A 17,882-nucleotide genomic window follows, 5' to 3' on the forward strand; every position below is an offset into this window, starting at 1 on the left:
AGCAACGGCGCCCATGTTATTTGAAAATCTTATTTATTCGGCTGTGGCGTAATACGCAAATAAGGCCGTACCGCTTTGTAGCCTTTCGGGAATTTTTGCTTGAGGACTTCGGGATCTTGCAACGACGGAATAATCACCACATCGTCACCATCTTTCCAATTTACTGGTGTCGCCACCGAGTGACTATCGGTCAATTGCAACGAATCGATCACGCGTAAAATTTCATCGAAATTGCGACCAGTACTCGCTGGATAAGTAATCGTCAGGCGCAGTTTTTTGTCTGGATCGATTACAAAGAGCGAGCGTACTGTAGCAGTAGTGCTGGCGTTTGGATGGATCAAATCATACAACTCCGATACCTTGCGATCCGCATCGGCAATGATAGGAAAACCTAACACGGTGTTTTGCGTTTCGTTGATATCCTTGATCCATTCCTGATGTTTGTCTGCTGGATCAACTGACAAGGCAATCACTTTGACACCACGTTTCTCAAACTCTGATTTCAACTTCGATGTTAAGCCGAGCTCGGTGGTGCAAACAGGCGTGAAATCAGCAGGGTGTGAAAATAAGACTACCCAGGATTTGCCCACCCAATCATAAAACTTGATCTTGCCGAGTGAAGAATCTTGTTCAAAATCTGGGGCGACGTCGCCCAAACGTAAAGTCATGTCAGTCTCCTAAAATCCGTTGGCTAGACTTCAAACTATAGTCGGCTTATCAGGATTAGTTAACGATTGTTAACGACTATCTACATAACTTTATGCCATAAGCGACACCATCATCAGGTTTTATTGTATTTTATCTAACGCAGTTAGTGATTGCACAAATTTATCTGCATTCTGATAACCAATCACACGGCTGCCGCTGATTTCTTTTCCTTGCTTATCAAATAAAATTATTCCCGGCGGGCCGAACAAATTAAAGCGCTTGAGCATCGCTTTATCGTCCTCATTATTGGCGGTGACATCAATTTGCAATAACACCATATTCGCGAAGCGCGATTGCACACGCGGATCAATAAAAGTGAATTTTTCCATCTCTTTACACGATACACACCAGTCAGCATAAAAATCCAGTAATGCTGGCTTACCGTTAGTTTGGGCCAATGCAGCATCAAGCTCAGCAACAGATTTCACACGCGTAAATTCAGTGTGCGCAACTTGCTGACCAGTCAAATGTCCAAGGGGATTGGCAACATCACGGCCGCCTGTGGCTGCGCCGACTAACTGCAACAATCCCAATATCATAAATACCAATCCCAATGCTTTGGCCAACCAACCAGAAGGTTTGTTCCACAATAAATAGGCACCGTAGCCTATACCTAATGCGGCCCACAGCAACATGTGTATAACTGGTGATATAACTGGCGAAATCATCCAGATTGCAACGCCCAACATCAATACGCCGAAAAAGCGTTTAACCGCATTCATCCAGGCCCCTGCACGCGGCAACAATGTACCGGCGGAAATGCCGACTAACAGCAACGGTACGCTCATGCCAACAGCCATCGCAAATAAGGCACTGCCACCGATCACGACATCGCGCGTCTGGCTAATGTAGACCAATGCACCAGCCAACGGTGCGGCGACACAAGGTCCAACGATCAATGCTGAAAGCGCCCCCATCACAAATACACCGGCCAGTTTGCCAGCGGACTGCTTATCCGATGCTTGCGACAATTTTGTTTGCATAGATGCTGGCAATTGCAATTGATAGACATCAAACATCGACAAGGCCATCAGAACCATCAATAACGCAAATGCCGACAATACCCATGGATTTTGCAACATCGCCGCCAGACCTTCACCAGCCAGCCCTGCAGCGACGCCAAGCGCCGTATAAATAATGGCCATACCCAAGGCATAGGCAACGGATAGCATAAAGCCACGTCGGCGTGATGCTGCGCCCGATGTTTGCTGGGCGCTGTCTCCTACGATAATCGACGACAGAATCGGGACCATAGGCAGCACACAAGGTGTGAACGCCAAACCTAATCCTAATAAGAAAAACAGCGGCATAATCACCAGTAACTTGCCGCCTTTTAATGACGACTCAATATGCCCGACATCAGAATCTGTTGCATTATTGGCTGTTGAGATTGCGCTTAAAGCTTTGGTATCTGCAAGGGTACGTTGTTGATTAATATCCGCATCGCTATTCGCGTTTGCTGCGTTTGGGGTATCCAAGCCAGAAACTGCACCTTTAGCAGCAGCCATCGCACCGAGTAATTTACTCCCGGCGACTGCGCCCTCAGGCGATAAAGTGATCCGATGTTCCAATGGCGGATAGCACAAACCTCTATCTGCACACCCTTGGCCGGTGACTATCAAAGTGTAAGGGCCAGTGGCTTCAACCGGAATGCGAACGGTGATGCTGTTGTGATAAATCTCGACATCTTTTTGAAAGGTCGGATCGAACTTGATGATGCCTTTAGGGATTTGAGGCTCACCTAAAGTGGCGCCTTCAGCAGAGAAATGAAAACGCTCGCGATACATGTAATAGCCATCGGCAATCGCATAGGTGACCTCTGCTGTTTTTGCATCGGCCATACGCGCTGAAAATTTAAAGGCTGCTTCCGGCGCCAAATAATCTTCATCCGCATGTGCCGGCGACATCATTGCCCATGCAAGAACACTGAAAATGACAAAGACTATCGCTGATGTACTAAAACGCAATCTGCTACTCTTAAACATGTATATCCCTTTTGGTTTCTACGCCGATCCAATCTAGATAAGCCGGTAAGCCGTGTGTAATAGGTAGTGCAATTATTTCGGGTAAATCATATGGATGCGTAGCCTTAATTTCGACCTCAATCTCATCATAACGTTGTGCAATCGTTTTAATCATGACAGTTACTTCTGCCGTCTGCTGAATCTGTCCTTGCCAACGATATATTGAATTCACCTGAGGCAAGATATTGACACATGCGGCCAATTTACGTTCCACCAATGTCTTTGCCAATTGCTCTGCACTGGCGAGATCAGGAAGATTACTGATGATAATTATGGCGTCAAGCATGACGACCTCGGCATGAACTCAAAAACGCAAAAAGCCAGGCTAAACCTGGCTTTTTTATTACAGCAATCGCATAGCAACTACATATTACTCTGCAGTTGGAACGCTTGCTTCGTCGCTGACTTCTGGACGATCCATCAATTCAACGTAAGCCATAGGTGCATTGTCACCAACGCGGAAACCCATTTTCAGGATACGCAAGTAACCGCCGTTACGATTTGCGTAACGTGGGCCGAATTCAGCGAACAATTTAGTAACCATTTCACGATCACGCAAGCGAGCAAATGCCAAACGCTTGTTTGCCAGTGTGTCTGTTTTGGCCAATGTCAGAATCGGTTCGATAACGCGACGCAATTCTTTTGCTTTTGGCAGAGTAGTCTTGATTGCTTCGTGGCGCAGCAACGATACTGTCATGTTGCGCAGCATAGCAAGACGGTGGGAAGAGGTACGATTTAATTTACGTAAGCCGTGACGATGACGCATGGTAATTCCTTTCAGTTTTTGAGTTTAAATCCAGCTCTTCGATCAACTTAGATAAACCTATATAGATTTATTTGGTTGCGGGCCGGTTAACGTTTTACTACAATAAATACGGCATAACACAGTAACAGGAGCGAGATTCTATCTCACTCCTGCCAGTACAACAAATATTACTTATCCAAGCCTGCAGGAGGCCAGTTTTCCAACTTCATGCCCAGAGTCAAACCGCGCGAAGCCAATACTTCTTTGATTTCATTCAAAGACTTACGGCCCAGGTTTGGCGTCTTCAACAGTTCATTTTCGCTACGTTGGATCAAGTCACCAATGTAGTAAATATTTTCTGCTTTCAGGCAGTTAGCTGAACGTACTGTCAACTCAAGATCATCAACCGGACGCAACAAGATAGGATCAACTTGCGGTGCGCGTGATGGCGCTTCAGCAGCTGCTTCAGTACCTTCCAATGCCGCGAACACATTCAATTGATCAACTAATACACGCGCTGATTGACGAATTGCTTCTTCTGGTGTGATCACGCCATTGGTTTCAATGTTAATGATCAGCTTGTCCAAATCGGTACGCTGCTCAACGCGCGCTGATTCAACCGCGTAAGAAACACGACGTACTGGTGAAAACGACGCATCCAAAATGATACGACCGATAGTTTTGTTCGCATCTTCCGACAGACGACGGACATTACCTGGAACGTAACCGCGACCTTTTTCAACTTTGATTGTCATATCCAACTCACCGCCGCCAGTCAAATGGGCGATCACGTGGTCTGGATTAACGAGTTCAACGTCATGTGGCAGGTCGATATCAGATGCCAATACCGCGCCTTCACCACCTTTACGCAAGTTCAATGTAACTTCGTCACGATTATGCAACTTGAAAACAACACCTTTCAAGTTCAACAAAATATCAACTACGTCTTCTTGCACGCCATCTAATGACGAATACTCGTGTACAACGCCAGCGATAGTAACTTCGGTCGGCGCATAACCTGTCATCGACGACAGCAATACACGGCGCAACGCATTACCTAAAGTGTGGCCATAGCCACGTTCAAATGGCTCCATCACGACTTTTGCGTGACCAGCACCAAGTGCTTCAACTTCGATAATACGTGGCTTCAATAAACTATTTTGCATGAAATGTCCTTTTCAATACCCTCGGCTCATTACACCGATAAGGCTGATGGCATTACGAAAAAAGCCCATCCAGAAGGATGGGCGGAGAAAATCTTGTCAGATTAACGTGAATACAATTCGACGATCAACGATTCGTTGACGTCTGCTGCGATATCACTACGATCTGGTGCTGATTTGAATGTGCCTTCCATCTTCTTGGCATCAACAGACACCCAAGATGGCATACCGACTTGTTCAGCCAGCGACAACGCTTCAATGATACGTACTTGTTTCTTCGATTTTTCACGAACAGCAATAACGTCACCAGCTTTAACTTGGTACGAAGCGATGTTAACAACGTTACCGTTGACTGTGAACGCTTTGTGCGAGACCAATTGACGGCCTTCAGCACGAGTCGAACCAAAACCCATACGATATACAACGTTGTCCAAACGCGCTTCTAACAATTTCAGCAAAGTTTCGCCGGTGTTGCCTTTACGGCGATCAGCTTCGGCGAAATAACGACGGAATTGGCGTTCCAAAATACCGTACATACGTTTAACTTTTTGCTTTTCGCGCAATTGATTACCGTAGTCAGAGGTACGAGCACCCGAAGTGCGACCATGTTGACCTGGCTTAGAATCCAGTTTGCACTTGGAGTCCAACGAGCGACGTGCGCTTTTCAGGAACAGATCCGTGCCTTCGCGGCGGGAAAGTTTTGCTTTAGGTCCGATATAACGTGCCACGATACTTCCTTTAAAAATGTGACGCTAGAGTTATGCTTATTTACACAACTAATGGTCTAGCGCTAGTCTGACTTACCAACAATCAGACGGTGGGCTTAAGAACAAAACCCGCCAAGGTCATTGGCGGGCCACTTGCATGCTGCTATTTCAAGAAAATCTAAATTAGCAGCGTAAATACTTAGATACGACGGCGCTTAGGAGGACGGCAACCGTTGTGTGGAACTGGGGTTACGTCTTGAATCTCAGTAATTTTGATACCAAGATTGTTCAATGCGCGCACTGCAGATTCGCGACCTGGGCCTGGGCCTTTGATGCGAACTTCCAGATTTTTGATACCGCATTCAATCGCAACTTTACCAGCGGCTTCCGCTGCAACCTGCGCTGCAAATGGTGTCGACTTACGTGAGCCTTTAAAACCAGCACCACCAGATGTCGCCCATGATAACGCGTTACCTTGACGATCGGTAATCGTGATAATGGTATTGTTGAAAGAAGCGTGAACGTGTGCGATACCTTCAGCAACGTTCTTTTTTACTTTTTTACGCACGCGTGCTGATGCGGCGTTATTTGGGGACTTTGCCATAATAATTTCCTTGAATCCGACTACAAATCAACGCAGTGAATTATTTCTTCAGCGATTGAGCGGCTTTGCGCGGACCCTTGCGAGTACGTGCGTTAGTGCGAGTGCGTTGACCACGGCAAGGCAAGCCTTTGCGGTGACGCATACCACGGTAGCAACCCAAATCCATCAGGCGCTTGATATTCATTGACAATTCACGACGAAGATCACCTTCAACGATGAATTTTGCAATTTCATCGCGTAGCTTCTCTAGTTCGTTATCGTCTAGATCTTTGACCTTTTTAGAGGTCGAAATGCCTGTTGCATCACAGATTTTCTGTGAACGTGGGCGACCAACACCGTAGATAGCCGTTAGGCCAATAACAGTGTGCTGATGATTTGGGATATTTACCCCTGCAATACGTGCCATTCGTTATTCCTCGATCAATAACGTTAATTAACCTTGGCGCTGTTTATGGCGCGGCTCTGTACAAATGACGCGTAGAACGCCTTTGCGCTTAATGATCTTGCAATTACGGCAGATCTTCTTAACTGATGCGAGCACTTTCATGGTAGCCCTCTTTCTTTCAATGCTAAATTATTATTTGGTACGGAAAACAATCCGTGCCCGGCTTAAATCATAAGGCGTCAATTCTACTGTCACCTTATCTCCTGGCAATATACGAATATAATTCATCCGCATTTTCCCAGAAATATGACCGAGAACGATGTGTCCGTTTTCCAACTTAACTCTAAATGTTGCATTAGGGAGATTCTCAAGAATCTCACCCTGCATCTGGATAACGTCGTCTTTTGCCATTCGGTCTACTAGTTCCTCTGAGCGTCCATCACTTACCGTGAAGGAATGCCGCCCTTGAAATTTGCTTTGCGAAGCAGCGATTCGTACTGCTGCGACATCACATAATTTTGTACTTGGGCCATGAAATCCATGGTGACAACAACGATAATCAACAACGACGTACCACCAAAATAGAACGGTACTTTCCAACGCGCTACCAAGAACTCAGGCAGTAAACACACAAGTGTAATATAAACCGCACCTGCAAGTGTTAAACGCATCAAAATCTTATCGATATAGCGTGCTGTCTGATCACCTGGACGTATCCCTGGGACAAAAGCACCGCTTTTCTTCAAATTATCTGCTGTTTCTTTGCTATTAAATACCAATGCAGTATAAAAGAAGCAAAAAAACACGATTGCAACGGCATACAGCAAAGCATGAATCGGTTCGCCAGGTGCTAACGATGCTGCCAGATCTTTCAGGAAACGCACGACTTTATTGGTCGAGTCACCAGATGTGAACCAGCTAGTAATTGTTGCTGGGAACAAGATAATCGAAGAAGCGAAAATTGGAGGAATAACGCCTGCCATATTCAACTTTAAAGGCAAATGACTACTTTGCCCGCCGTAAATCTTGTTACCAACCTGGCGTTTCGCATAATTAACAAGAATCTTGCGTTGACCACGCTCAACAAACACTACAAAGAAAGTCACTGCAGCAACAATCAAACAGATAACAATTGCTGACAACGGGCCCATAGAACCTGTACGCACCAATTCAAACAATCCGCCTACTGCATTTGGCAAACCAGCTGCAATACCTGCAAAGATAATGATGGAGATACCGTTACCAAGACCACGCTCAGTAATTTGCTCGCCCAACCACATCAAAAACATCGTACCAGTTACCAGAGTCACTACCGTCGTAAAGCGGAAAGCCAAACCAGGATCAAGTACCAAACCAGCTTGCGATTCCAAAGCTACCGCAATACCTAACGCTTGAAATGTTGCTAACAGCAATGTTCCATAACGCGTGTATTGAGTGATCTTACGCCGTCCTGACTCGCCTTCTTTTTTCAAGGCTTCCAGTTGCGGAGAAACGATCGACATCAATTGCATAATGATCGATGCCGAAATATACGGCATGATTCCTAATGCAAATACGGTAAAGCGCGATAAAGCACCGCCCGAAAACATGTTAAACATACCCAGAATACCGCCCTGGTTTTGTTTAAACAATTGCGCCAACTGGGTTGGGTCAATTCCCGGTACAGGAATATGTGCACCAATCCGAAAAACAACTAAAGCACCAAGTAAGAACCACAAGCGTCCCCAAGGGAAACCGCTAGCAGAGCTCTTTGCAAGTTGAGGTGTAGTCGCCAATTATTGCTCCGAGTGGGATGCTAAATTAAGCAACAGTGCCGCCAGCGGCTTCAATTGCTGCCTTCGCGCCTTTAGTAGCGATCAAGCCTTTTAGTGTTACTTTTTTGGTCAGTTCGCCAGACAGGATTACGCGCACAACACGTGCTAGTTCACCAATAACGCCAGCTTGCTTCAATACCAAAATATCAATCTCAGTCACAGGCAATTGCTCTAACTCAGACAAGCGAACTTCTGCTTTGTATGGTGTAGCCATCGACTTAAAGCCGCGCTTTGGTAAGCGACGTTGCAAAGGCATTTGACCGCCTTCAAAACCGACTTTATGAAAACCGCCTGAACGGGATTTTTGACCTTTGTGACCACGGCCGGCTGTTTTACCCAGACCGGAGCCGATACCACGACCGACGCGACGCTTGTAATGCTTTGCGCCATCTGCTGGTTGAATAGAATTCAATTCCATAATTTGCTCCGTTCGTAAGCCTAAGCTTACGAAACTACTTTCACAAGATAGGACACTTTATTGATCATGCCGCGCACAGCTGGTGTGTCTTGCAATTCGGAAACCGAATTTACGCGACGCAAGCCCAAACCGCGCACTGTCGCACGATGTGTTTCGCGCGTGCCGATCAAACCCTTGATCAATTGTACTTTTACAGTCTTAGTCATCATGATCACCTTAGCCCAGAATATCTTCAACAGACTTGCCGCGTTTAGCAGCAATTTCCGATGGCGTGTTCATTTTTGACAAGCCGTTCAATGTCGCACGAACCAAGTTGTAAGGATTAGTGGAACCTGTAGACTTAGCCACAACGTTCGTTACACCCATCACTTCAAAAATAGCGCGCATTGGACCGCCAGCAATCACACCAGTACCTTCTTTAGCTGGGTTCATCATTACTGATGACGCGCCATGCTTACCGCTCAAAGTGTGTTGAAGAGTACCGTTTTTCAACGTTACTTTGATCATCTTGCGACGAGCTTCTTCCATTGCTTTTTGCACAGCCACTGGCACTTCTTTCGACTTGCCTTTGCCCATGCCGATACGACCATCGCCATCACCAACAACAGCTAATGCTGCGAAACCCATGATACGACCACCCTTAACCACTTTGGTTACACGGTTGACCGCGATCATTTTTTCGCGCATGCCATCATCAGGCTTGTCGCTTTGCATTTTTGATTGCATTTTTGCCATGACGTTTTTCCTTAGAACTTCAGGCCAGCTTCACGTGCGGCTTCTGCCAACACCTTGACGCGACCATGGTAACGGAAACCGGAGCGATCAAACGCAACTTCGGTAACCCCTGCTTTCAATGCCTTCTCAGCGACGCGCTTGCCAACCAAAGTTGCAGCGGCAGCATTGCCACCAGCACCTGATTTTCCGGCCAATTCAGCACGCACTTCAGCTTCTAACGTCGAGGCCGAAGCCAACACTTTAGCGTCAGGGCCGATGATGCTAGCGTAGATATGCAAGTTAGTACGATGCACGGCTAGGCGAGTCACCTGTAACTCTGCGATCTTGGCACGCGTTTGGCGTGAGCGGCGCAGACGTGATTGTTTCTTATCCATCGTCAACCCCTATTACTTCTTCTTGGTTTCTTTAAGGATTACCACTTCGTCCGAATAACGAACGCCCTTGCCTTTATACGGCTCAGGTTCGCGGTAAGCACGAACTTCTGCAGCTACCTGACCAACACGTTGCTTGTCGATACCCTTGATCAGGATTTCGGTTTGCGTCGGTGTTTCACACTTTACGCCGGCTGGCATTTGGTGCGCTACAGGATGCGAAAAACCGAGCGACAAATTCAACTTATCGCCTTGTGCTTGAGCACGGAAACCAACGCCTACCAAGTTCAGTTTCTTTTCGAAACCCTTAGTAACACCAGTAACCATGTTATTCACCAAAGCGCGCAATGTACCTGACATTGCATTCGCTTCGCGGCTTTCGTTAGCAGCTGCAAAATTCAGCGTGCCAGCGCTATTTTCAATCTTAACCAAACCATTCAAGGCTTGAGTAAGTGTGCCCAGTGGGCCTTTTACTGTGATCTGCTCTGCAGAGATGGTCGCTTCCGCGCCAGCTGGCAGTGCAATCGGCATTTTACCTACGCGTGACATATTGGGCTCCTTAGGCGACGTAGCAAATTACTTCGCCACCGACACCGGTTGCGCGTGCTTTGCGATCAGTCATAACACCTTGAGGTGTCGAAATAATAGCCACACCCAAACCGTTCATCACGTTAGGAATGTCATCTTTGCCCTTGTAGATACGCAGCCCTGGACGGGATACGCGCTCAATGCGCTCGATAACTGGACGGCCAGCGTAATACTTTAAACCGATCTTCAATTCTGCTTTGCCACCTTCTTCGGCGACAGCGAAATCTTCAATGTAACCCTCGTCTTTTAAGACATTGGCAATCGCAATTTTAACCTTCGACGACGGCATGGCCACGGCGGTTTTTTGTACTACTTGCGCATTGCGGATACGGGTCAGCATATCGGCGATAGGATCGCTCATACTCATTGCATATTCTCCTATTACCAGCTTGCTTTAGTCATACCCGGGACTTCACCACGCATGGCGACTTCACGGAGCTTAATACGGCCCAAACCGAACTTACGGAAAGTGCCACGTGGACGACCAGTCAATGCACAACGATTACGTTGACGGGTTGGATTGGAGTTACGCGGCAATGCTTGTAATTTCAAGCGTGCTTCGTAGCGCTCTTCTTCCGACTTCGATTGGTCATCAATGATTGCCTTTAACTCGGCGCGTTTGCCGGCAAATTTCTTTACCAGGTCTGCACGCTTTTGTTCACGGTTAATCAGTGCCAGTTTTGCCATGGCAACCTCAGTTTCTGAACGGGAATTTAAATGCGGCGAGAAGCGATTTTGCTTCATCGTCGGTCTTTGCAGTCGTCGTGATACTAATATTCATACCACGCAATGCATCAATCTTGTCGTATTCAATTTCGGGAAAAATGATTTGTTCTTTAATACCGATATTGTAGTTACCACGACCGTCAAATGCACGACCAGATACACCACGGAAGTCACGTACGCGTGGCAGCGCAACAGTCACTAGGCGATCTAAAAATTCGTACATATGAGCGCCACGCAAAGTGACCATACAACCAATTGGGTAGCCTTCACGGATTTTAAAACCCGCAATCGCTTTACGCGCCTTGGTTACAACTGGCTTTTGACCTGCAATCTTGGTCAAGTCACCAACTGCGTGCTCAATGATTTTCTTGTCCGCAATCGCTTCCGACAAACCCATATTCAGGGTGATCTTCAGGATGCGCGGAACTTCCATTACTGATTTGTAAGCGTATTTCGCTGTCAGATCAGCAACGACCTTTTCTTTATAAAACTCTTGGAGACGGGCCATGATCTCTTAAACCTTAACAACTTCGCCAGTGGATTTGAAAACGCGAACTTTCTTACCGTCCACATCTTTAAAACCAACGCGATCTGCCTTGCCAGTTGCTGCGTTAAACAACGCAACATTTGACACATGAATTGGCATCAACTTATCAACGATGCCACCAGTTTCACCAGTCATTGGATTAGGCTTAGTCGCTTTTTTCGCAACATTGATGCCTGCCACGATGACATGATTAGCGTCAACGCGTTGCGTTACAGCACCGCGCTTGCCCTTATCTTTACCAGTTAGGACGATTACCTCGTCACTTTTACGAATCTTATCCATCTCAGCTCCTTACAGCACTTCAGGCGCTAGCGACACAATCTTCATGAAGCGCTCAGTGCGCAGTTCACGTGTGACTGGTCCAAAAATACGCGTACCAATTGGCTCAAGCTTTGCGTTCAACAACACTGCCGCATTACCGTCGAACTTGACCAGTGAACCATCCGGGCGACGCACACCTTTAGCAGTGCGAACAACCACGGCGTTATAGATCTCGCCCTTTTTAACGCGACCGCGTGGCGCAGCAACTTTGACTGTCACTTTAATGACATCGCCAATGCTAGCGTAACGACGCTTGGAACCACCCAGAACCTTGATACACATAACTTCGCGTGCACCAGTGTTGTCAGCTACTTCGAGCCGGCTTTCCGTTTGAATCATAATATTTTCTTTCCCAACTTAACTCGCGGCCGCACTATGCGGATTTACGGTCAGTCTTGGTCCTGTCAGAAACATTCTGCTGAATGCACTGCTTAGGTGGACGACTTCCAAAACTTCTTACTCAACCACTCTTATCGGGAACCAACAAGAGCGAAGCCAAGCATTATTACATCAAAATGCTTGGCCCGCAACAAATATTTATAATACTTGTGCTACTTGTACCACGCGCGTCACACTCCAAGCTTTAGTCTTGGAAATAGGACGACCTTCCTGGATCTCAACCACATCGCCTTCTTTGGCCTGATTGGCTTCATCATGTGCATGGTACTTGTTAGTACGTACTATGATTTTGCCATACAGAGGATGCTTTACGTGGCGTTCGATCAGGACGGTAACAGTCTTATCCATTTTATCGGATACGACCTTACCAACCAGCGTGCGCTTAAGCGCTTGTTTCACTTGATCGTTCATTACTTGGCGTCCTTAGAATTGATGACGGTCTTAACGCGTGCGATATCGCGACGAACTTTCTTCAATTGCGACGTATTACTTAATTGCTGAGTACCGATTTGCATACGAAGGCTAAATTGCGCCTTCAACAACTCGTTCAGCTCTTTAGTCAAAGCCGCTTGATCTTTGTCGCGGAGTTCAGATGCTTTCATGTTTCACTCCAATTATTGGCCGATTTGACGCACGACGAACGTGGTCAAAAGTGGCAGTTTAGCTGCAGCCAAACGGAATGCCTCACGCGCCAATGTTTCATCGACGCCATCCATCTCGTACAGCATTTTACCTGGCTGAATTTCAGCCACGTAATACTCAGGGTTACCTTTACCGTTACCCATACGGACTTCAGCAGGTTTTTGCGAAATTGGCTTGTCTGGGAAAATACGAATCCAGATACGGCCACCGCGCTTAATGTGACGTGTCATCGCACGACGAGCAGCTTCAATTTGACGCGCTGTAATACGACCACGACCGATTGCTTTCAAGCCAAATTCGCCAAACGATACAGCTGTACCGCGTGAATGCGAAATGCCTTTATTGCGACCTTTTTGCTCTTTACGATACTTTCTGCGTGCTGGTTGCAGCATGATTATTCTCCTGCTTTCTCAGCCGGTGCAGATGCAGCACCTTCAGCAGCGCCGTCCGGCTTCTTGGCACGTGCAGGACGCGCACCAGGCGCACCGGCAGCAGCCGTAGTTTTAGGACGTGGGCGGCTAGATGGCTTGCCATCATCGCGACGTGGGCCACGACGCTTTTTGTCATCATCGTTAGGAATATCGACAACTGGTGTTTCGCCGTTAGGCAAACGATCACCTTTGTAGACCCAAACTTTGATACCGATAATACCGTACGTTGTTTCAGCTTCGCCAAAACCGTAGTCAATATCAGCGCGCAGTGTGTGAAGTGGCACGCGACCTTCGCGATACCATTCGGTACGTGCGATTTCGATACCATTCAAACGACCAGACGACATGATTTTGATACCTTGCGCGCCCAAACGCATTGCATTCTGCATCGCACGTTTCATCGCGCGACGGAACATAATACGCTTTTCGAGCTGCTGAGCAATCGAATCAGCGATCAATTGAGCATCAGTTTCAGGCTTACGAATTTCTTCGATATTCACATGAACTGGCACGCCCATCAATTTGGTCAACGATGACTTCAATACTTCGATGTCCTCGCCTTTTTTACCGATAACAACACCTGGGCGCGAGCTGTAAATTGTAATGCGTGCGTTCTTTGCAGGACGCTCAATAACAACGCGACCAACCGATGCGTTCTTCAGTTTTTTCTTGAGGAATGCACGTACTTTCAGGTCTTCATTCAGCATAGTGGCAAAATTACTATTGCCAGCATACCAACGTGAACCCCAGTTACGCGTTACCGCAAGACGAAAACCGGTTGGATGAATCTTCTGTCCCATCGTGACTCCTTAGTTTCCGACAGTCACGTAAATGTGACAGGATTGCTTTGAGATACGATCACCACGGCCTTTTGCACGCGCTGTGAAGCGCTTGAGAACTGAGCCTTTTTCGACATAAATTGTCGTAACTTTCAGTTCGTCAATATCTGCACCATCATTATGTTCGGCGTTTGCAATTGCAGACTCCAGAACACGCTTGATGATAGCCGCACCTTTTTTCGGGCTAAACGCCAGAATATGAAGAGCTTGATCAACTTTTTTGCCGCGAATCAAATCGGCGACCAGACGACCCTTTTGAGCCGAAAGACGCACACCGCGGAGGGTAGCTTTAGTTTCCATATCGCTTATCTCTTAGCCTTTTTATCAGCGGCATGACCTTTAAACGTACGGGTCAATGCGAATTCGCCGAGCTTGTGACCGACCATGTTTTCAGAAACATAAACCGGGACGTGTTGCTTGCCGTTATGAACAGCAATCGTCAAACCGATAAAGTCTGGCATGATGGTCGAACGACGGGACCAAGTTTTGATTGGTTTTTTGTCTTTAGCCGCTTGCGCAGCCTCAACTTTTTTAACCAAATGGGCGTCGCAAAACGGCCCTTTTTTCAATGAACGTGTCATGTTTTATCCTTATTTCTTGCCGCGGCGCGAGACAATCATTGAAGTAGTACGCTTGTTACGGCGTGTCTTCTTCCCTTTAGTCTGTTGACCCCATGGCGAAACTGGATGACGACCAGCTGCGGTTTTACCTTCACCACCACCGTGAGGATGGTCAACCGGGTTCATGACCACACCGCGAACGGTAGGACGAACACCACGCCAACGCATCGCACCAGCTTTACCAATCTTACGCAGACTGTGTTCAGCATTGCCAACTTCACCGACAGTTGCACGGCACTCGATATGTACGCGACGCACTTCGCCGGAGCGCAAGCGCACCTGAGCGTAGATGCCTTCACGCGCCATCAACACTACGCCAGCGCCAGCAGTACGTGCCATTTGAGCACCTTTACCTGGCAACATTTCGACGCAATGCATGATAGTACCGACTGGGATGTTGCGGATTGGCAGGCAGTTACCCGATTTGATCGGAGCTTGCGAACCATTCATCACTTGATCACCAACTGCCATACCTTTAGTTGCGATGATGTATTGACGCTCACCATCTGCATAGCACAGCAAAGCGATATTCGCAGTGCGGTTTGGATCGTATTCGATACGCTCCACTTTCGCTGGAATACCATCTTTAGTGCGCTTAAAGTCAACAATACGGTAATGCTGCTTATGACCACCGCCGATATGACGAGTAGTGATATGACCGTTGTTGTTACGACCAGCTGTTTTTGATTTCTTCTCAACCAGAGCTGCAAATGGACGGCCTTTGTACAAGTCCGGATTTACAACTTTCACCATGCCACGACGGCCTGGTGAGGTTGGTTTCACTTTAACGAGTGCCATTATTTAGCCTCCTCGGTGAAGTTAATTTCTTGACCTGGCTTCAAGCAAACAAATGCACGACGAGTATGGTTACGACGACCGGTAGTTTTACCAGCACGTTTTGCCTTACCTTGGCGATTTGCTACTTGTACCGAATCAACCTGTACTTTGAAAAGCAGTTCGACAGCCGCTTTTACTTCCAATTTAGTCGCGTCTTGGGCGATACGGAAAACGATTTGCTCGTTCTTTTCCGCAACCATAGTCGCTTTTTCAGAAATAACTGGCGCCAACAACACTTTCATCAAGCGTTCTTCGCTATGTTTTACTAACGCGTTCATGCCAGGATCTCCTCAATCTTAGCCAATGCCTGCTTGGTGATCAGGATCTTCTTGTAGAACACCAAAGAAACTGGATCAGCATGACGTGGCTCACATACCAGTACGCCTGGCAGATTGCGCGAAGCCAACAACAAGTTTTCGTCCAAAGTATCAGTAATAACCAATACAGAGTCCAAACCCATGCTCTTCAACTTTTGCGAAAGCAATTTTGTCTTAGGCGCTTCTACCGAGAAATTCTCGACTACAGATAAACGACCTTCGCGTGCTAACTGAGACAGAATCGAGCAGATACCTGCGCGATACATCTTCTTGTTAACTTTGTGCGAGAAGTTTTCATCAGGCGAGTTCGGGAAAATACGACCACCACCACGCCACAAAGGCGACGACGACATACCGGCACGAGCACGACCCGTACCTTTTTGACGCCATGGTTTTTTAGTTGTGTGATGTACTTCTTCACGATCTTTTTGCTTACGGTTACCGCTACGAGCGTTAGCCTGGTAAGCAACTACGACTTGGTGAATTAGCGCTTCATTGTAGTCACGGCCAAAAATTGTATCTGGCGCAGCGACATTCGAAGCAGCTTGACCTTGGTCATTCAGGAGCTTGAGTTCCATGAATTAAGCCCCCTTCTTTGCTTTGACTTTAATCGCAGGTGTCACGACAACTTGACCGTTCTTTGCGCCTGGAACCGCACCCTTGACCATCAACAGTTGGCGCTCAGCGTCAACACGTGCGATTTCGAGGTTTTGTGTGGTTACAGTAACGTCACCCATATGACCAGTCATGCGCTTACCAGGGAAAACACGACCTGGATCCTGCGCCATACCGATAGAGCCGGGAACATTATGTGAACGAGAGTTACCGTGAGAAGCGCGACCAGAAGCGAAGTTGTGACGCTTGATAGTACCGGCGTAACCCTTACCAATGGAAGTACCCTGCACATCGATCTTTTGACCAGCTTCGAATAAGCTGGCAGCGATAACATCGCCAGCTTTAAATTCAGCTGCTTTAGCAGAATCGATACGGAATTCTTTAAGAACTGTACCAGCTTCTACGCCAGCTTTAGCGTAGTGACCAGCAGCAGCTTTGGTCACGCGTGAAACACGACGTGAACCGAATGCAACTTGAACAGCGGCATAACCGTCTGTTTCAGGCGTTTTGATTTGAGTCACACGGTTGTTCGACACGTCAACTACAGTAACAGGAATTGAATCCCCATCCTCTGTAAAGATGCGCATCATACCAACCTTGCGACCAACAAGGCCTAGGCTCATTGTTTTCTCCATTCCCACCTACGATTGGGCGGGGCTGATGTTTGTACTACTAAATAACGTGAGACGTCGCAAAAGCGCAATCTCACCGAAGCCCATTAGTATAGCCGGGATAAATTTTATTTGCAACACCAAGATGAACATGGTATGTCAATAAAACTTCCCGGCTAACTTATATACAACACTTACTACTTGCAGCATTTTGGCAATCATTTAATTGCCAAAACATTACAATTCATTACTGCAACTTGATTTCAACATCAACGCCAGCTGGCAAATCCAGTTTCATCAATGCATCAACAGTTTTGTCAGTTGGGTCAACGATATCCATCAAACGCTGATGGGTACGAATTTCGAACTGGTCGCGCGATGTTTTGTTGACGTGCGGCGAACGCAATACGTCAAAACGTTGAATACGTGTTGGCAAAGGAACCGGGCCTTTAACAACAGCACCTGTACGCTTAGCTGTATCGACGATTTCTTGTGCAGATTGGTCGATCAGTTTGTAGTCAAATGCTTTAAGACGAATACGGATTTTTTGATTAGTGCCTGACATGATTTTTCCTTAAAGAGCGAACCGTGAGTGAATATCACCCACGGCTATATTTAGTATTTAATAACCATCTTTGAAACTACTGCAATAACTTAGTCTGCCAAGATCTCAGCAACAACACCCGCACCAACAGTACGACCACCTTCACGAATA

The 17,882-nt window shown here is 47.0% G+C and carries 32 protein-coding genes; all 32 read right to left on the reverse strand.

The window, feature by feature from the left end; all coding sequences use genetic code 11:
* Positions 1 to 29: 29 nt before the first annotated feature.
* Complete coding sequence (locus GEV47_RS18725) at positions 30 to 668, reverse strand: peroxiredoxin (protein WP_153236326.1); 639 nt, start codon at positions 666 to 668, stop codon at positions 30 to 32.
* Between the two features lie 120 nt (positions 669 to 788).
* Positions 789 to 2,693, reverse strand: coding sequence for a protein-disulfide reductase DsbD (gene dsbD / locus GEV47_RS18730; protein WP_153236327.1), 1,905 nt, complete (start codon positions 2,691 to 2,693; stop codon positions 789 to 791).
* Entirely contained in the window at positions 2,686 to 3,018 is a 333-nt protein-coding gene (cutA, locus tag GEV47_RS18735; protein WP_153236328.1) for a divalent-cation tolerance protein CutA, read from the reverse strand. The genes dsbD and cutA overlap by 8 nt, the downstream gene beginning before the upstream one ends.
* An 84-nt stretch (positions 3,019 to 3,102) precedes the next feature.
* Positions 3,103 to 3,498 (reverse strand): 50S ribosomal protein L17, encoded by a 396-nt coding sequence (rplQ, locus tag GEV47_RS18740; protein WP_153236329.1) that lies wholly within the window; start codon positions 3,496 to 3,498, stop codon positions 3,103 to 3,105.
* A gap of 167 nt (positions 3,499 to 3,665) precedes the next feature.
* Entirely contained in the window at positions 3,666 to 4,643 is a 978-nt protein-coding gene (locus GEV47_RS18745) for a DNA-directed RNA polymerase subunit alpha (RefSeq protein WP_153236330.1), read from the reverse strand.
* 101 nt (positions 4,644 to 4,744) lie between these two features.
* Positions 4,745 to 5,368, reverse strand: a complete 624-nt coding sequence (gene rpsD, locus GEV47_RS18750) for a 30S ribosomal protein S4 (RefSeq protein ID WP_322741700.1) — start codon at positions 5,366 to 5,368, stop codon at positions 4,745 to 4,747.
* A gap of 178 nt (positions 5,369 to 5,546) precedes the next feature.
* Complete coding sequence (rpsK, locus tag GEV47_RS18755; protein ID WP_153236331.1) at positions 5,547 to 5,951, reverse strand: 30S ribosomal protein S11; 405 nt, start codon at positions 5,949 to 5,951, stop codon at positions 5,547 to 5,549.
* Between the two features lie 40 nt (positions 5,952 to 5,991).
* Positions 5,992 to 6,357, reverse strand: coding sequence for a 30S ribosomal protein S13 (gene rpsM / locus GEV47_RS18760; protein WP_153236332.1), 366 nt, complete (start codon positions 6,355 to 6,357; stop codon positions 5,992 to 5,994).
* A gap of 27 nt (positions 6,358 to 6,384) precedes the next feature.
* The gene (gene rpmJ / locus GEV47_RS18765) at positions 6,385 to 6,498 is read right to left on the reverse strand and encodes a 50S ribosomal protein L36 (protein WP_153236333.1); all 114 of its coding nucleotides are present in this window, start codon (positions 6,496 to 6,498) and stop codon (positions 6,385 to 6,387) included.
* A gap of 30 nt (positions 6,499 to 6,528) precedes the next feature.
* A complete protein-coding gene (infA, locus tag GEV47_RS18770; RefSeq protein WP_014004414.1) occupies positions 6,529 to 6,747 on the reverse strand; it encodes a translation initiation factor IF-1 in 219 nt (72 codons plus the stop codon).
* Positions 6,748 to 6,779: 32 nt separating this feature from the next.
* Complete coding sequence (secY, locus tag GEV47_RS18775) at positions 6,780 to 8,111, reverse strand: preprotein translocase subunit SecY (protein ID WP_153236334.1); 1,332 nt, start codon at positions 8,109 to 8,111, stop codon at positions 6,780 to 6,782.
* Positions 8,112 to 8,136: 25 nt separating this feature from the next.
* The gene (rplO, locus tag GEV47_RS18780) at positions 8,137 to 8,568 is read right to left on the reverse strand and encodes a 50S ribosomal protein L15 (protein ID WP_153236335.1); all 432 of its coding nucleotides are present in this window, start codon (positions 8,566 to 8,568) and stop codon (positions 8,137 to 8,139) included.
* A gap of 26 nt (positions 8,569 to 8,594) precedes the next feature.
* Positions 8,595 to 8,777 (reverse strand): 50S ribosomal protein L30, encoded by a 183-nt coding sequence (gene rpmD / locus GEV47_RS18785; protein WP_153236336.1) that lies wholly within the window; start codon positions 8,775 to 8,777, stop codon positions 8,595 to 8,597.
* A 7-nt stretch (positions 8,778 to 8,784) separates the two neighbouring features.
* Entirely contained in the window at positions 8,785 to 9,303 is a 519-nt protein-coding gene (gene rpsE / locus GEV47_RS18790) for a 30S ribosomal protein S5 (RefSeq protein ID WP_153236337.1), read from the reverse strand.
* Positions 9,304 to 9,314: 11 nt separating this feature from the next.
* Complete coding sequence (gene rplR / locus GEV47_RS18795; protein WP_153236338.1) at positions 9,315 to 9,677, reverse strand: 50S ribosomal protein L18; 363 nt, start codon at positions 9,675 to 9,677, stop codon at positions 9,315 to 9,317.
* A gap of 12 nt (positions 9,678 to 9,689) precedes the next feature.
* Positions 9,690 to 10,223 carry a 50S ribosomal protein L6 gene (gene rplF / locus GEV47_RS18800; RefSeq protein ID WP_153236339.1) on the reverse strand — a complete coding sequence of 178 codons (534 nt, stop codon included), beginning with the start codon at positions 10,221 to 10,223 and terminating at the stop codon, positions 9,690 to 9,692.
* A 10-nt stretch (positions 10,224 to 10,233) separates the two neighbouring features.
* Positions 10,234 to 10,629, reverse strand: a complete 396-nt coding sequence (gene rpsH, locus GEV47_RS18805) for a 30S ribosomal protein S8 (protein ID WP_153236340.1) — start codon at positions 10,627 to 10,629, stop codon at positions 10,234 to 10,236.
* A 14-nt stretch (positions 10,630 to 10,643) separates the two neighbouring features.
* Positions 10,644 to 10,949: a 30S ribosomal protein S14 gene (rpsN, locus tag GEV47_RS18810; RefSeq protein ID WP_153236341.1), complete on the reverse strand. Its 306-nt coding sequence runs from the start codon at positions 10,947 to 10,949 to the stop codon at positions 10,644 to 10,646.
* Positions 10,950 to 10,956: 7 nt separating this feature from the next.
* A complete protein-coding gene (gene rplE / locus GEV47_RS18815) occupies positions 10,957 to 11,496 on the reverse strand; it encodes a 50S ribosomal protein L5 (protein ID WP_153236342.1) in 540 nt (179 codons plus the stop codon).
* Positions 11,497 to 11,502: 6 nt separating this feature from the next.
* Positions 11,503 to 11,817 carry a 50S ribosomal protein L24 gene (gene rplX, locus GEV47_RS18820; protein WP_153236343.1) on the reverse strand — a complete coding sequence of 105 codons (315 nt, stop codon included), beginning with the start codon at positions 11,815 to 11,817 and terminating at the stop codon, positions 11,503 to 11,505.
* Between the two features lie 9 nt (positions 11,818 to 11,826).
* Complete coding sequence (gene rplN, locus GEV47_RS18825) at positions 11,827 to 12,195, reverse strand: 50S ribosomal protein L14 (RefSeq protein ID WP_108441483.1); 369 nt, start codon at positions 12,193 to 12,195, stop codon at positions 11,827 to 11,829.
* Between the two features lie 198 nt (positions 12,196 to 12,393).
* Positions 12,394 to 12,666 (reverse strand): 30S ribosomal protein S17, encoded by a 273-nt coding sequence (gene rpsQ, locus GEV47_RS18830; protein ID WP_108441484.1) that lies wholly within the window; start codon positions 12,664 to 12,666, stop codon positions 12,394 to 12,396.
* On the reverse strand, positions 12,666 to 12,857 hold the full coding sequence (gene rpmC, locus GEV47_RS18835) for a 50S ribosomal protein L29 (protein ID WP_153236344.1): 192 nt from the start codon (positions 12,855 to 12,857) through the stop codon (positions 12,666 to 12,668). The genes rpsQ and rpmC overlap by 1 nt, the downstream gene beginning before the upstream one ends.
* 12 nt (positions 12,858 to 12,869) lie before the next feature.
* Positions 12,870 to 13,289, reverse strand: coding sequence for a 50S ribosomal protein L16 (rplP, locus tag GEV47_RS18840; RefSeq protein ID WP_014004400.1), 420 nt, complete (start codon positions 13,287 to 13,289; stop codon positions 12,870 to 12,872).
* A 2-nt stretch (positions 13,290 to 13,291) separates the two neighbouring features.
* Entirely contained in the window at positions 13,292 to 14,128 is an 837-nt protein-coding gene (rpsC, locus tag GEV47_RS18845; protein WP_153236345.1) for a 30S ribosomal protein S3, read from the reverse strand.
* Positions 14,129 to 14,137: 9 nt separating this feature from the next.
* Entirely contained in the window at positions 14,138 to 14,467 is a 330-nt protein-coding gene (rplV, locus tag GEV47_RS18850) for a 50S ribosomal protein L22 (protein ID WP_153236346.1), read from the reverse strand.
* A 5-nt stretch (positions 14,468 to 14,472) separates the two neighbouring features.
* Positions 14,473 to 14,748 carry a 30S ribosomal protein S19 gene (gene rpsS / locus GEV47_RS18855; RefSeq protein WP_153236347.1) on the reverse strand — a complete coding sequence of 92 codons (276 nt, stop codon included), beginning with the start codon at positions 14,746 to 14,748 and terminating at the stop codon, positions 14,473 to 14,475.
* Between the two features lie 9 nt (positions 14,749 to 14,757).
* Positions 14,758 to 15,585, reverse strand: coding sequence for a 50S ribosomal protein L2 (rplB, locus tag GEV47_RS18860; protein WP_153236348.1), 828 nt, complete (start codon positions 15,583 to 15,585; stop codon positions 14,758 to 14,760).
* Positions 15,585 to 15,902, reverse strand: coding sequence for a 50S ribosomal protein L23 (rplW, locus tag GEV47_RS18865; protein WP_153236349.1), 318 nt, complete (start codon positions 15,900 to 15,902; stop codon positions 15,585 to 15,587). The genes rplB and rplW overlap by 1 nt, the downstream gene beginning before the upstream one ends.
* The gene (gene rplD / locus GEV47_RS18870; RefSeq protein WP_153236350.1) at positions 15,899 to 16,519 is read right to left on the reverse strand and encodes a 50S ribosomal protein L4; all 621 of its coding nucleotides are present in this window, start codon (positions 16,517 to 16,519) and stop codon (positions 15,899 to 15,901) included. The genes rplW and rplD overlap by 4 nt, the downstream gene beginning before the upstream one ends.
* 3 nt (positions 16,520 to 16,522) lie before the next feature.
* Positions 16,523 to 17,179 carry a 50S ribosomal protein L3 gene (gene rplC, locus GEV47_RS18875; RefSeq protein ID WP_153236351.1) on the reverse strand — a complete coding sequence of 219 codons (657 nt, stop codon included), beginning with the start codon at positions 17,177 to 17,179 and terminating at the stop codon, positions 16,523 to 16,525.
* Between the two features lie 235 nt (positions 17,180 to 17,414).
* Positions 17,415 to 17,732, reverse strand: a complete 318-nt coding sequence (gene rpsJ / locus GEV47_RS18880; RefSeq protein ID WP_153236352.1) for a 30S ribosomal protein S10 — start codon at positions 17,730 to 17,732, stop codon at positions 17,415 to 17,417.
* Positions 17,733 to 17,882: the final 150 nt, after the last annotated feature.

Source organism: Glaciimonas soli, assembly GCF_009497155.1.
Lineage (GTDB): Bacteria > Pseudomonadota > Gammaproteobacteria > Burkholderiales > Burkholderiaceae_D > Glaciimonas > Glaciimonas soli.

Excerpts from the sequence above, each read along its gene's own strand:
- GEV47_RS18725 (WP_153236326.1), bottom strand. The coding sequence starts at position 668 with ATGACTTTACGTTTGGGCGACGTCGCCCCAGATTTTGAACAAGATTCT.
- dsbD (WP_153236327.1), bottom strand. The coding sequence starts at position 2,693 with ATGTTTAAGAGTAGCAGATTGCGTTTTAGTACATCAGCGATAGTCTTT.
- cutA (WP_153236328.1), bottom strand. The coding sequence starts at position 3,018 with ATGCTTGACGCCATAATTATCATCAGTAATCTTCCTGATCTCGCCAGT.
- rplQ (WP_153236329.1), bottom strand. The coding sequence starts at position 3,498 with ATGCGTCATCGTCACGGCTTACGTAAATTAAATCGTACCTCTTCCCAC.
- GEV47_RS18745 (WP_153236330.1), bottom strand. The coding sequence starts at position 4,643 with ATGCAAAATAGTTTATTGAAGCCACGTATTATCGAAGTTGAAGCACTT.
- rpsK (WP_153236331.1), bottom strand. The coding sequence starts at position 5,951 with ATGGCAAAGTCCCCAAATAACGCCGCATCAGCACGCGTGCGTAAAAAA.
- rpsM (WP_153236332.1), bottom strand. The coding sequence starts at position 6,357 with ATGGCACGTATTGCAGGGGTAAATATCCCAAATCATCAGCACACTGTT.
- rpmJ (WP_153236333.1), bottom strand. The coding sequence starts at position 6,498 with ATGAAAGTGCTCGCATCAGTTAAGAAGATCTGCCGTAATTGCAAGATC.
- infA (WP_014004414.1), bottom strand. The coding sequence starts at position 6,747 with ATGGCAAAAGACGACGTTATCCAGATGCAGGGTGAGATTCTTGAGAAT.
- rplO (WP_153236335.1), bottom strand. The coding sequence starts at position 8,568 with ATGGAATTGAATTCTATTCAACCAGCAGATGGCGCAAAGCATTACAAG.
- rpmD (WP_153236336.1), bottom strand. The coding sequence starts at position 8,777 with ATGATGACTAAGACTGTAAAAGTACAATTGATCAAGGGTTTGATCGGC.
- rpsE (WP_153236337.1), bottom strand. The coding sequence starts at position 9,303 with ATGGCAAAAATGCAATCAAAAATGCAAAGCGACAAGCCTGATGATGGC.
- rplR (WP_153236338.1), bottom strand. The coding sequence starts at position 9,677 with ATGGATAAGAAACAATCACGTCTGCGCCGCTCACGCCAAACGCGTGCC.
- rplF (WP_153236339.1), bottom strand. The coding sequence starts at position 10,223 with ATGTCACGCGTAGGTAAAATGCCGATTGCACTGCCAGCTGGCGCGGAA.
- rpsH (WP_153236340.1), bottom strand. The coding sequence starts at position 10,629 with ATGAGTATGAGCGATCCTATCGCCGATATGCTGACCCGTATCCGCAAT.
- rpsN (WP_153236341.1), bottom strand. The coding sequence starts at position 10,949 with ATGGCAAAACTGGCACTGATTAACCGTGAACAAAAGCGTGCAGACCTG.
- rplE (WP_153236342.1), bottom strand. The coding sequence starts at position 11,496 with ATGGCCCGTCTCCAAGAGTTTTATAAAGAAAAGGTCGTTGCTGATCTG.
- rplX (WP_153236343.1), bottom strand. The coding sequence starts at position 11,817 with ATGGATAAGATTCGTAAAAGTGACGAGGTAATCGTCCTAACTGGTAAA.
- rplN (WP_108441483.1), bottom strand. The coding sequence starts at position 12,195 with ATGATTCAAACGGAAAGCCGGCTCGAAGTAGCTGACAACACTGGTGCA.
- rpsQ (WP_108441484.1), bottom strand. The coding sequence starts at position 12,666 with ATGAACGATCAAGTGAAACAAGCGCTTAAGCGCACGCTGGTTGGTAAG.
- rpmC (WP_153236344.1), bottom strand. The coding sequence starts at position 12,857 with ATGAAAGCATCTGAACTCCGCGACAAAGATCAAGCGGCTTTGACTAAA.
- rplP (WP_014004400.1), bottom strand. The coding sequence starts at position 13,289 with ATGCTGCAACCAGCACGCAGAAAGTATCGTAAAGAGCAAAAAGGTCGC.
- rpsC (WP_153236345.1), bottom strand. The coding sequence starts at position 14,128 with ATGGGACAGAAGATTCATCCAACCGGTTTTCGTCTTGCGGTAACGCGT.
- rplV (WP_153236346.1), bottom strand. The coding sequence starts at position 14,467 with ATGGAAACTAAAGCTACCCTCCGCGGTGTGCGTCTTTCGGCTCAAAAG.
- rpsS (WP_153236347.1), bottom strand. The coding sequence starts at position 14,748 with ATGACACGTTCATTGAAAAAAGGGCCGTTTTGCGACGCCCATTTGGTT.
- rplB (WP_153236348.1), bottom strand. The coding sequence starts at position 15,585 with ATGGCACTCGTTAAAGTGAAACCAACCTCACCAGGCCGTCGTGGCATG.
- rplW (WP_153236349.1), bottom strand. The coding sequence starts at position 15,902 with ATGAACGCGTTAGTAAAACATAGCGAAGAACGCTTGATGAAAGTGTTG.
- rplD (WP_153236350.1), bottom strand. The coding sequence starts at position 16,519 with ATGGAACTCAAGCTCCTGAATGACCAAGGTCAAGCTGCTTCGAATGTC.
- rplC (WP_153236351.1), bottom strand. The coding sequence starts at position 17,179 with ATGAGCCTAGGCCTTGTTGGTCGCAAGGTTGGTATGATGCGCATCTTT.
- rpsJ (WP_153236352.1), bottom strand. The coding sequence starts at position 17,732 with ATGTCAGGCACTAATCAAAAAATCCGTATTCGTCTTAAAGCATTTGAC.